Origin of the sequence: Variovorax sp. WDL1 (assembly GCF_001541225.1) — a bacterium.
In the GTDB taxonomy this organism is placed as follows: domain Bacteria; phylum Pseudomonadota; class Gammaproteobacteria; order Burkholderiales; family Burkholderiaceae_C; genus Variovorax.
The window spans coordinates 1-10,603 of sequence record NZ_LMTS01000278.1 but is presented as its reverse complement, the minus strand read 5'-3'; the positions used below and the strand labels follow the sequence as shown (position 1 = coordinate 10,603).

Here is a 10,603-nt window from a genome sequence, read left to right as displayed (position 1 = left end):
CCGGCGGCAACGGCAGTGGCAGCCGCTGCGGCGGCCCGTGAAGAGAGGCTCAGGCCTCCGCCGTCAGCGTCTGCGCGGCAACGACTGCCTCAGTTCGGTTGCGCACGTTGAGCGCACGGAAAATCGCCGCCAGGTGGATCTTCACCGTGCCCTCGCTGATGCCGAGCGCGCGCCCGATCAGCTTGTTGGGCTTGCCTTGCGACAGCAACTGCAGCACCTCCACCTGGCGTTCGGTGAGCACGGTGCGCAGGTGCGCGAGGGTCTGGGCAGTGGCGGCGGAGGAGGCACGCTGCGCGGCCTCGCCGGCCCCGGGCGGCACGCCGGCCACCACGCCCGGAGGCACCGCCGACAACAGCATCGGCGGCACATAGACGCCACCGGCCAGCACCAGCCGCACGGCCGACAGCATGACCTCGGGCGAGTACGCCTTCGGAATGAAGCCCAGCACGCCGCGCTCCAGCGCCGCCCGCATGATGGCCGGGTCCTCGTAGCCCGATAGCACGATGACCGGCACGGCCGGGTGGCGGCGCCGGATCTCGTCCACATGGGCCTGGCCCTCGGCACCGGGCATGTTGAGATCGATCACGGCCAAGTCGATGTCATCGGAGGCGGCGGCGAGCAGTTCGTCGACGCTCATCGCCAGAACGAACTCGATGCCGGGCTCGATCTCCGAGAGCTTGGCCTTGACCGCCTCGATGACGAGCCTGTGGTCGTCGGCGATCAGGATTTTCATGGCAGGCCTTGATAGGTTAAGCGTAGTGCACGCAGTCAACTCAACGAGTAGCACGAAAGATAACGGCGAACGCGCAGCCCTGCAAGCTCGCCTGCTCCACGAACGACATAGTCCCCAAGCGGTATGGCAGCTGTCCAGGGGCGGCGAAAGAATCGATCCAAGATCCACCGCTTCAACAGGGACATCGGCATGTGCCATCGAGACAGGCGCAAACCCAAGGCTCCCGTTGCCACCGAAGAATAGCGCGAGCGCTTCATGGCTCGGCTGTTCGACTGTTTCAGCACACTCTTCTCGTTCGGCCTCGAGCTCGACGCGGCCATCGCGGCCGGCCGTGCCGCACCCTCGCCCGAAGCCGCCCAGCAGCGCGCGCTCCATCTGCTCGACGAGGCCCGCGCCGCGGCCCGCGAAGCGGGCAGCACGCCGGCGCACGTCGAATCGGCCTCCTTCGCGGTCATCGCCTGGCTCGACGAGGTGATCGCTCGCCATCCGGCGTGGACCGCCGGCGCGACGCCGCTGCAGGTGCGGCTCTTCAACTCCAACAACGCCCACAGCGAGTTCTTCCATCACCTGTCCGCCCTGCAGCCCGACGACGGGGAGGTGCGCGAAATCTACTGGCATGCGCTGGTCCACGGCTTCAAGGGCCAGTACTACTTCGAAAGCGGCGAGGGCGGCGAGCTCGGCAAGCTCAAGGAACTGCATGGGCGGCAGCTGCCCGTGCGCCCGCTGGCGCTCGACGCGCTGGCCGAGGAGCGCATCACGCCGCAGCCCTATGGCGTGCCCGATCCACCGGGCCCGCGCGTGCCGGAGCGGCGCGAGCGCGCGCTGCTGCGCGCCGCGGGTGCGATGGCGCTGCTCGTTCCGCTGGCCTACCTGCTATGGACCATGCTGGGCGGGGCACGCGAGTCGGCACCCACGCTGGCCCAGGGCGTCGAGCAGCGGCTGCAGGCCTTTGCCTGCGCGGACCTCACCGTGGCGGTGGGCGACGACGGCACGGCGCGGGTGAGCGGTTTCGTCCCCACGGCGGAAGACATTGCGCGCGTGGAGCGCGAGGTGCGCGCCATGCCCGGCATGGGCACGGCAAGCTTCGCGCTCCGGCTGCGCATCTGGCCCCATTGCGAGGTGGTTGCCATCCTCAAGCCCTACCAGGCACGCAACCAGGAGAAGCGGCAGCGGCTGAAGGTCACCGCGCTCACCGCGCAGGAGGGCCGGGTGCGCGAGGGCGACACGGTGGTGGTGCGCGTCACCAACGCGGACCACGAAGGCTACCTGCGCGTCGACTACTACACGGCCGATGGCGCCGTCATGCACCTGCACACGAACCGCGGCCCGCAGCCCCTGCGCGCGGGCGAAGTCCTGGAGCTGGGCCGCGATATTCCCTCGAGCTGGCTGGTCAGCCCGCCCTTCGGCACGGTGCTGATCACCGCCTTGTCGTCCACCGCGCCGCTGGCCGACGCCCCTGGCACGCCGCCTTTCGAGCTGGCCTCGGCCTACCTGCAGCGTCTGCGCGAAGCGCTGGCCTCCACCGAGGCCGCGGGACGGCCGGTTGCCGACTTCGTGTTCCTCGAAACCGTCTCGCGCTGAGACTGCGACACCCCGCCCTCGCATGAACATGCTGTACCCGCTGCCCACCCACTACGGCGCCCTGCTGGCGCTGTGCATGGCCGGGCTGCTTGCGCTGTGGTGGTTCATGCTGGGCTCGCGCTACCTCGCGCGGCGGCGCCTGCTGCGCCGGCGGATCGAGGCGCTGGCCACGCCTTCGGGTACGGCACCGCCCGAGACCTTCGCCGAGCCACGCGCCGCGGTCGCGCATGCGCGCGAGCACCTGCTGTGCTCGCCTGCGCTGCGCGCGCTGCACCACCCGCTCTATGACCTGCCCTGGCTGCTGTTCATCGGCGACGAGGACGCCGGCCTCCCGGCGCTGCTGGCCGCGGCCCGCCGCGAGGCCTCCGTGCCTTCCGGGCAGGGCACGGACGAGGGCGGGGACTTCTGGCGCTGGCACTTCCTGCCGACCCTGGTCGCCATCGAAACCCGTGCCGCTGCGGTGCACGAGCCGGCCACGCCGCACGAGCGCGGCCTCTGGTACCAGGCCTTGCTGGCGCTCGCCGAGCAACGCGAGCGCCTGCCGCTCAACGGCATCGTGGTCTGCGTGAACGCGGCTCGCTTGCTGGGCGACGCGCAGCACGTGGCCGCCGATGCGGCACGCCTGCGCCAGCGCATCGACGAGGCGGCCGAGCTCCTGCGCCTGCGGTTGCCCATCTACCTGCTGGTGACCGGGCTGGAGCGACTTGCGGGTTACGAGGTGCTGCGCGAGGCCCTGCCGCCTGCAGTGCGCGCCCAGGCCCTGGGCCACCGCCTGCCCGACACGGTTGCGGCCGTGGCGCGAGCCGATGCGCTCTTCGAGCCGCTGGCGCTGCGCCTCCATGCCTTGCGCATGGGCCTGCTGCGCACGCAGCCCGAGCCCGCGCGCCGCCAGGCGATCCATGCCTTCGTCGAGCAGGCGCGCGCGTTGCAGCCCGGGCTGGGCACCTTCGCGCAGCAGCTCTTCGACACACCCCGCAGCGGTCATCCAGGCGCCCGCTGGCGCGGTCTATACCTCGTGGCGGCAGGCAACGACAACCGGTCCGCCTTCGTCTCCGACCTGTTCCAGCACTTCCTGCCCGCCGACCAACCCCTTGCGAGATAGCCGCACACATTCGCGGCCGGCTACACGAAGTGAGCCAACCTGGGCGCGAGCTACTCGATGCGGATCCGGCGCGCACCGAAGGTGGTGGTCAGCACCAGCGGCTTGCCCGGCTCGACCACGCGCACCTCGCGCCAGCGCGCGCGATCCAGGTCGCGGTAGGCGGCCATCACGCCGATCGCCTTGACGTCGGCGGCCAGCGTCATCTCCAGCTTCCTGCTTTCGCCGGGGCGCAGCAGCAGCTCTTCGCGCTGCGCCATCTCCGCGCCGAGCGTGGCCTGGTCCTTCTCGAACAGCGAGAAGAAGTCGGCCGACTCGAAGGCGCCACGGGTCTTGAGCGCATAGACGCGCACCGTGAGCGGCGAGGCCCGGCCGCGCGCATCGGGATTGGCATCGGCGCCGGCCACCAGCGTCATCGCCACCGGCGTCGTGACCGGCGGCGGCGGTGGCTTGGCGCATCCGGACACCAGCAGGCCCGCGGCCAGCAGGCCCAGGCCCCAGCCCGACAGCACGCGGCGGCGGTCCGCGTTGCGCAGGCGTCCATAGGACGAACGGCGTGTACCCAGCTCACTCATGCTATTCCCTTCGTTGCATTGACCCGCCCCGGGCCATCTTTGATTATCACCAGCGTCTGTCGACACATGAATCAGCCGGAGGGCCGGGGGGAAGGAAATCCTCATGCCGACGGGCTCTTGTCCATCCAACAGGCAACATGCTGACACCCGAACTCGTCGATGCATTGCAGGCTCCCGTCAGCGAGGCATCGCCATGCGGCGACGATCTGGAATACGACCCGGCATTCACCGCGCTCGAGGCTGCCGCCCAGGGCAAGGCCGAGCAGCAGTTCGGCGACACGGTGATCCCCGCGGTGGAGCCCGAGTGGCGCGCGGTCGCCGACCAGGCAAAGGCGCTGCTCGCGCGGACCAAGGACGTGCGGCCCGCCGTCCTGCTGTTGCGGGCCAGCACCCGGCTGCAGGGCGCGTCCGGCTTCGGCCTGGGCCTGCAGTTGCTGAGCGGCCTGCTCGAGCGCCACTGGGACGGCATACATCCAAAGCTGGATGCCGACGACGACAACGACCCCACCATGCGCCTCAACGCGCTCGCGCCGCTGGTCGACGAGGGCATGGTGCTGCGCGACCTGTACGACGCCCAGGTCGGCACCGCGCGCGGCGTGGGTCCTATCCGCGTTCGCGACATCGCGATCGCGCACAACGCGCTGGCCGCAGTGGGTGGCGACGCGGCCTACTCGCAGGCGCAGGTCCAGGGCGGGCTCGAAGCCATCCACGCCGAGGCGCCCGGGATGCTGCGTGCGCTGATGGCCACGCCGGCGCAGGTGGCCCGCCTGCAGGCGCTGATCACCGATCGCACAGGCCGCGCCGATGCCATCGATCTCTCTCGCCTGCGCGCGATCGGGCAGGTGCTGCACAAGGCCTGCGCTGCCGTGGCCGGCACGGCAGCGCCCGCCGAGCCCGCGGCCGCTGCCGATGCCGGCGAGCAACCCGTGGCGGCCGACAGCAACGCACCGGCGCAGCGCCCCGCCGTCGCCGGCGAACTCCGCACCCGCGAGGACGTACTGCAGACACTGGACCGCGTGATCCGCTATCTCGAGCAGGCCGAGCCGGGCAACCCCGCGCCGCTCCTGATCGCGCGCGCCAAGAAGCTGATCGGCGTGAGCTTCCTCGAGATCATGGCCGACCTCGCGCCGAATGCGCTCGACACCATCGAAACCGTGACCGGCAAGCAGACCACCGAGTAAGGCCCCTGCCGCCGCGCTCGCCTACCCATCCATCCCGCAAGGAGTCCTTCCATGTCCACCAAGAGCAGCCAGAAGTTCATCGCCCGCAACCGGGCGCCCCGGGTCCAGATCGAGTACGACGTGGAGCTCTACGGCGCGGAGAAGAAGATCCAGCTGCCCTTCGTGATGGGCGTGCTGGCCGACCTCTCGGGCAAGCCGGCGGACCCGCTGGCGCCGGTCACCGACCGCAAGTTCCTCGAATTCGACGTCGACAACTTCGACGCCCGCATGAAGGCCATGAAGCCGCGCGCCGCCTTCTCGGTGCCGAACACGCTCACCGGCGAGGGCGAGCTCAAGGTCGACATCAGCTTCGAGAACATGGACGACTTCTCGCCCGCCGCGGTCGCCCGCAAGGTGGACGCGCTCAACAAGCTGCTCGAGGCCCGCACCCAGCTGTCGAACCTGGTCACCTACATGGACGGCAAGGGCGGCGCCGAAGACCTGCTGGCCAAGGTGCTGGAAGACCCGGCCCTGCTGCAGACGCTCGCCGGCAGCAGGAAGCCCGAAGAGGGCGCCCCGTCCGCAGCTTCCGCCGCCTGAAGCCCCACGACACGAATCACGAGGAGAAAGCAACATGGCCGAAACAGTCGAACAGCAGAGCGCACTGAAAGACGTCGCCTACGCAGGCAGCGACTTCGCGTCGCTCCTGCAGAAGGAATTCAAGCCGCGCAGCGACGAGGCGAAAAGCGCGGTCGAGGCGGCCGTGCTCACGCTGGCGCAGCAGGCGCTGGCGAACACGCAGGTCATCGGCAAGGACGTGACCAAGTCGATCCAGGCCATGATCGCCGCGATCGACCAGAAGCTCACCGAGCAGGTCAACAAGATCCTGCACCACGAGGACTTCCAGAAGCTGGAGAGCGCCTGGCGCGGGCTGCACTACATGGTGAACAACACCGAGACGGACGAGAACCTCAAGATCCGCGTGATGGACGTCTCGAAGAAAGAGCTGCACAAGACCCTGAAGAAATTCAAGGGCGCGGCCTGGGACCAGAGCCCGCTCTTCAAGAAGATCTACGAGCAGGAGTACGGCCAGTTCGGCGGCGAGCCCTTCGGCGCCATCGTGGGCGACTACCACTTCGACCAGAGCCCGCCCGACGTGGAGCTCCTGGGCGAGATGGCCAAGATCGCGGCCTCGGCCCACGCGCCCTTCATCACCGGCGCCAGCCCCAACCTGATGCAGATGGAGTCCTGGCAGGAGCTCGCCAACCCGCGCGACCTGACCAAGATCTTCTCCACCCCCGAGTACGCCGGCTGGCGCAGCCTGCGCGAGTCGGACGACTCCAAGTACATCGGCCTGTGCATGCCGCGCTTCCTGGCGCGCACGCCCTACGGCGCCAAGACCAACCCGGTGGAGGACTTCGACTTCGAGGAAGACGTCGCCGGCGCCGACCACAGCAAGTACGCCTGGGCCAACGCGGCCTATGCCATGGCCACCAACATCAACCGCTCCTACAAGCTCTACGGCTGGGGCTCGCGCATCCGCGGCATCGAATCGGGCGGCGCGGTCGAGAACCTGCCGCTGCACACCTTCCCGAGCGACGACGGCGGCGTGGACCAGAAGTGCCCGACCGAGATCGCCATCAGCGACCGGCGCGAGGCCGAGCTGTCCAAGGCCGGCCTGCTCTCGCTGATCCACCGGAAGAACTCCGACTTCGCGGCCTTCATCGGCTCGCAGTCGCTCAACAAGCCGACCGAGTACGACGACCCCGACGCCACCGCCAACGCCAACCTCGCCGCGCGCCTGCCCTACCTCTTCGCCTGCAACCGCTTCGCGCACTACCTCAAGTGCATCGTGCGCGACAAGGTCGGCAGCTTCAAGGAGCGCGACGAGATGCAGCGCTGGCTCAACAAGTGGATCACCAACTACGTGGACGGCGACCCGGTCAACTCCTCCGAGGAGACCAAGGCCCGCAAGCCGCTGGCGGCGGCCGAGGTGGTGGTGGAGGAGGTCGAGGGCAACCCGGGCTACTACACCTCCAAGTTCTTCCTGCGCCCGCACTACCAGCTCGAGGGGCTGACGGTGTCGCTGCGCCTGGTGTCCAAGCTGCCGTCCGTCAAGGGCGGCAAGTAGCACGCGCCGAGGCGCATTTGTTTGCAGTTGCCGACCAACCCCCGCCCGCCGCAGCCGGGCTTCTTGAAGGAGCATCGAGATGAGTTCTGACTATTTCGCCAAGATCACGAAGGCCGACGGCGAGTCGAAGAAGGAAGGCCACGTCAACGAGATCGAGGTCCTGAGCTGGAGCTGGGGCGTCTCGAACGCCTCCAGCGCCGGCGTGGGCGGTGGCGCCGGCAAGGGCAAGGCCACGCCCTCCGAGCTCACCTTCATGCACAACTACGACAAGGCCTCGCCCGTGCTGGCCAGCTTCTGCGCGAAGGGCACGCACATCGACGAGGTCAAGCTCACCGCCCGCAAGTCCGGCGACGGCCAGGAGGACTACCTCATCATCACCATGAACGGTGCCTTCATCACCAGCACCCAGTTCAGCGGTGGAGGGGGCGGCGACATGGTCGAGAGCGTGTCCTGCGCCTTCAAGAAGATCAAGATCGAATACAAGCTCCAGGACGACAAGGGCAAGCTCAGCGCCGGCCCCGAGATGACCTGGGACCTCGAAGCCAACAAGGTCACCTGAGGTCGCCACCACCCGCCCCATCGCGAAGCCCGGGCCGCTGCCGTCCCGGGGGCTTCGTCATGCGCACGCAGGAGCAAGAGCATGGCATTCACGCACAAGTTCAAGGCCTTCGACCCGACGCGCGGGGAGGTGGTCGCCTACAACGTCGACTGGCCGGTGGGGCGCGGCGGCTCGAACGTCCGAGAGGACGTCATGCTGGTCCAGGCGCTCTTCAAGGTGTACTACTGGGAGATCACCGACATCGGCGAGGACCTCACGCCGCCGCCGGGCGAGAGCAGCATCATCGAGGTCGACGGCTGGTGGGGCCCGACCACGCAGAAGTACATCGAGCACTTCCAGGCCCAGTCGGTCGCCAAGGGATTCAACGTGCTGCGCGACGGCCTCATCGACCCGTACCGCGACGCGCCCTGGACGCCGTCGACCCTCTCCAGGACCACCTACACGCTGGTCGTGCTGGTGCAGCGATGCCACCGGCTGTGCGAACAGAACCGCGAGACCTACTACCAGGACCTGCCCAACCGGCAGGACATGCCGCAGCGCCTGCGCAACGCGCTGAAGACGGTCAAGACCCGGGCCGACAAGTACAGGTGAGGAGCCGGGCGGCCCGGCCACGCGGCGCTACGGCAGCGGTGGCTCAGGCAGCGGCCGCGTGACCTCGTCGTCCTCGCCGTCCTGGTGCAGCCATAGGGCGACCGCCGTGTAGTTGTCGTGCCCGGGCTTGGCGCGCGCGCGGATCTCGGCGTCGAGCTGCCCCACCCATCGGCTCGGGTCCTGCGAGGCCTGCAGCGTCTCGCACAGGCATGCGTCGCCCAGCGGCTCCCACACGCCGTCACTGCACAGCAGCAGCACGTCGTCCACGGCGAGCGCCATGCGCTCGGACACCGTGATCTCCGGCAGCGACTCGATCGAGCCCAGCGCCGACAGCAGCATGTTGCGCTTGGGATGAAGGCGCGCCGCCTCCTCGTCGATCATGCCGCCCGCCACCATCTGCTGGACCAGGCTGTGGTCGATGGTGCGCGCCACCGGCGCACCGCCGCGGAACAGGTAGGCGCGGCTGTCGCCGCTGTGGGCCCACACCACCGCGTTCTCGTGCAGGTCGACGGCGGCCAGCACCACCGTGGAGCGCATGGCCGCCAGCTTGCCGCCTTCGGCCTGGCGCGCGACCACGTCGCGATTGGCCTGCTCCAGCAGGTGCCGCAGCCGCTCGGCATCCAGCCCCGGCGCCGCCGCGAAGCCGCCCAGCACGCTGCTGCGCACGATCGACGCGGCCACGTCGCCGCCGCCGTGGCCGCCCGCGCCATCGGCCACCAGGCAAGCCAGGAAGCGGCCGTCGTTCCACTGGCCGAACACGTCCTCGTTGTAGCTGCGGCCGCCCTGCCTGGACAGGGTGACGATCTCGATTTCCATGGGGCCTTCCTCGTCCTCTTCCTTCTTGCTCTTGCTCTTGCTCGCGCACAGCCTATGGGCGGCCTTCGCCCGACTTCAGGCGCGCCATCTGCTCCTCGTAGGCCTGCACGAAGGCCTTGCCGAAGAGCGCGTGGAAATCGTCCTCCGCCTCGCTCGCGATGCCGGCGTAGAGCGCGGTGAACTGGTCCCACAACTTGGCCTTCCGGTTGGCGGCGAACAGGCTGTCGAGTGCGGACTTCGCGGCGATCTTCTTCTCGAGCTCGCCGGGTTCGAAGCGCTCGATGAGCTGGGCCAGCGCGGCGCGCATGCCGACCATCACGCCGAACTGGTGCGCGCGCAGGTCGTCGAAGGCATCGCGCATTGCCGCCTCGGCCGGCATGAAGCCGCGCACGCCGGGTCCCAGCAGATGCGCCAGCGCGACTTCGGCCGTGGGCGAGAACTTGAGCGGGTTGTTGGCCTGCGCCGCAATCATCGTCACCTCGGCGCGCAGCTCGCGCTTGAACTCCTGGCGGGTCAGCAGCAGCTGCAGCGTGCCCTCGGTGGCCGAGCGCAGCAGCACGCCGATGCGCTCCATCAGCCCCGGCGTCAACATCTCGGGCATCTGGTGCGTGCTGCCGAGGCCGCGCAGCAAGGCGGCGAGCAGCGCATCGGAAGCGGCAGCAGCTGACGCGGACGGCGATGGCGACGGTTCCGGCGGCGACTGCGGTTGCGGTTGCGGTTGCGGTTGCGGTTGCGACTGCGGTTGCGACTGCGGTTGCGGTCGCGGTTGCGGTTGCGGCGCGGCGCGGACCGGCTCGCCCGTCATGTCGTCGAAGCGCGCTGCGGACGAGGGCGCGGCCGCGGGCACTTCGCGCGGCGGCGCATAGCCGAACTGCCCGATCGGAAGATGGTCGCCGCGCGGCGCCGCAACCGGGGGCGGCGCACTCTGCAGCGCGGCAAACGGATCGGCCGCCGCCGCGGTATTGGGCTGCCGCAGCGGGTCCGCCAGCGGCGACAGCGCGAGCGGATCGCCGCCCGGACCCGCGCTACCGGTGCCACCGAACAAGTCGTCGATGCCCGTCCCCTTGGCCGCGGGCGACACCAGGCCCAGGTCGGAGAAGTCGTCGTCGAGCAGGCCGCGTGCCGGCGCGACGGCACCGGGTGCGGCCGGCGGCGGCGCCAGGAGATCCGCGAAGGGATCCTCTGCCGAAGCCGCCGGACGCCCGGCGCCCAGGGGATCGCCGAGCGGCAGGTCCTCCATGGCCGGCGCAGCGGGCGCCGGCGCGGCCGGCCCGAGCCCGGCGAGCAGGTCGGCGAAGGGATCGTCCTCCGCGGGCCGCGCGCCGCCGGCCGGCGCTGCGGCAGCGGCCGGCGCTGCG

General features: G+C 69.8%; 11 protein-coding genes. 7 read left to right on the top strand and 4 right to left on the bottom strand.

Features of this window, described 5'->3' with window-relative positions; translation table 11 throughout:
• Positions 1–49 precede the first annotated feature (49 nt).
• Positions 50–733 (bottom strand): response regulator transcription factor, encoded by a 684-nt coding sequence (locus APY03_RS33985; RefSeq protein WP_068684296.1) that lies wholly within the window; start codon positions 731–733, stop codon positions 50–52.
• 255 nt (positions 734–988) lie between these two features.
• On the opposite strand from APY03_RS33985, the gene APY03_RS33980 reads away from it, so the two are divergent.
• Together APY03_RS33980 and APY03_RS33975 are read left to right on the top strand one after the other, a co-directional pair.
• The gene (locus tag APY03_RS33980; RefSeq protein ID WP_068684294.1) at positions 989–2,314 is read left to right on the top strand and encodes a DotU family type IV/VI secretion system protein; all 1,326 of its coding nucleotides are present in this window, start codon (positions 989–991) and stop codon (positions 2,312–2,314) included.
• Between the two features lie 22 nt (positions 2,315–2,336).
• Positions 2,337–3,416, top strand: a complete 1,080-nt coding sequence (locus APY03_RS33975) for a type VI secretion system protein (RefSeq protein WP_068684292.1) — start codon at positions 2,337–2,339, stop codon at positions 3,414–3,416.
• 50 nt (positions 3,417–3,466) lie between these two features.
• On the opposite strand, the gene tssJ is transcribed toward APY03_RS33975, so the two are convergent.
• Positions 3,467–3,988 (bottom strand): type VI secretion system lipoprotein TssJ, encoded by a 522-nt coding sequence (gene tssJ / locus APY03_RS33970; protein WP_068684290.1) that lies wholly within the window; start codon positions 3,986–3,988, stop codon positions 3,467–3,469.
• Positions 3,989–4,125: 137 nt separating this feature from the next.
• Between tssJ and tssA the strand changes: the two genes are divergently transcribed.
• The 5 genes from tssA (at position 4,126) to APY03_RS33945 (ending at position 8,429) form a co-directional block, all read left to right on the top strand.
• Positions 4,126–5,169 carry a type VI secretion system protein TssA gene (gene tssA / locus APY03_RS33965; RefSeq protein ID WP_068684288.1) on the top strand — a complete coding sequence of 348 codons (1,044 nt, stop codon included), beginning with the start codon at positions 4,126–4,128 and terminating at the stop codon, positions 5,167–5,169.
• A gap of 51 nt (positions 5,170–5,220) precedes the next feature.
• Entirely contained in the window at positions 5,221–5,748 is a 528-nt protein-coding gene (tssB, locus tag APY03_RS33960; protein WP_068684286.1) for a type VI secretion system contractile sheath small subunit, read from the top strand.
• A gap of 34 nt (positions 5,749–5,782) precedes the next feature.
• Positions 5,783–7,279: a type VI secretion system contractile sheath large subunit gene (tssC, locus tag APY03_RS33955; RefSeq protein WP_068684284.1), complete on the top strand. Its 1,497-nt coding sequence runs from the start codon at positions 5,783–5,785 to the stop codon at positions 7,277–7,279.
• A 79-nt stretch (positions 7,280–7,358) separates the two neighbouring features.
• Entirely contained in the window at positions 7,359–7,838 is a 480-nt protein-coding gene (locus APY03_RS33950) for an Hcp family type VI secretion system effector (protein ID WP_068684282.1), read from the top strand.
• Positions 7,839–7,919: 81 nt separating this feature from the next.
• A complete protein-coding gene (locus APY03_RS33945; protein WP_068684280.1) occupies positions 7,920–8,429 on the top strand; it encodes a hypothetical protein in 510 nt (169 codons plus the stop codon).
• A 27-nt stretch (positions 8,430–8,456) separates the two neighbouring features.
• Here APY03_RS33945 and APY03_RS33940 read toward each other — a convergent pair whose 3' ends face one another.
• Positions 8,457–9,245 carry a PP2C family protein-serine/threonine phosphatase gene (locus APY03_RS33940; RefSeq protein ID WP_068684277.1) on the bottom strand — a complete coding sequence of 263 codons (789 nt, stop codon included), beginning with the start codon at positions 9,243–9,245 and terminating at the stop codon, positions 8,457–8,459.
• Positions 9,246–9,297: 52 nt separating this feature from the next.
• Positions 9,298–10,603, bottom strand: a 1,306-nt coding sequence (tagH, locus tag APY03_RS33935) for a type VI secretion system-associated FHA domain protein TagH (RefSeq protein WP_068684275.1), incomplete at its 5' end; no start/stop codon positions are given.

Excerpts from the sequence above, each read along its gene's own strand:
- APY03_RS33985 (WP_068684296.1), bottom strand. The coding sequence starts at position 733 with ATGAAAATCCTGATCGCCGACGACCACAGGCTCGTCATCGAGGCGGTC.
- APY03_RS33980 (WP_068684294.1), top strand. The coding sequence starts at position 989 with ATGGCTCGGCTGTTCGACTGTTTCAGCACACTCTTCTCGTTCGGCCTC.
- APY03_RS33975 (WP_068684292.1), top strand. The coding sequence starts at position 2,337 with ATGAACATGCTGTACCCGCTGCCCACCCACTACGGCGCCCTGCTGGCG.
- tssJ (WP_068684290.1), bottom strand. The coding sequence starts at position 3,988 with ATGAGTGAGCTGGGTACACGCCGTTCGTCCTATGGACGCCTGCGCAAC.
- tssA (WP_068684288.1), top strand. The coding sequence starts at position 4,126 with ATGCTGACACCCGAACTCGTCGATGCATTGCAGGCTCCCGTCAGCGAG.
- tssB (WP_068684286.1), top strand. The coding sequence starts at position 5,221 with ATGTCCACCAAGAGCAGCCAGAAGTTCATCGCCCGCAACCGGGCGCCC.
- tssC (WP_068684284.1), top strand. The coding sequence starts at position 5,783 with ATGGCCGAAACAGTCGAACAGCAGAGCGCACTGAAAGACGTCGCCTAC.
- APY03_RS33950 (WP_068684282.1), top strand. The coding sequence starts at position 7,359 with ATGAGTTCTGACTATTTCGCCAAGATCACGAAGGCCGACGGCGAGTCG.
- APY03_RS33945 (WP_068684280.1), top strand. The coding sequence starts at position 7,920 with ATGGCATTCACGCACAAGTTCAAGGCCTTCGACCCGACGCGCGGGGAG.
- APY03_RS33940 (WP_068684277.1), bottom strand. The coding sequence starts at position 9,245 with ATGGAAATCGAGATCGTCACCCTGTCCAGGCAGGGCGGCCGCAGCTAC.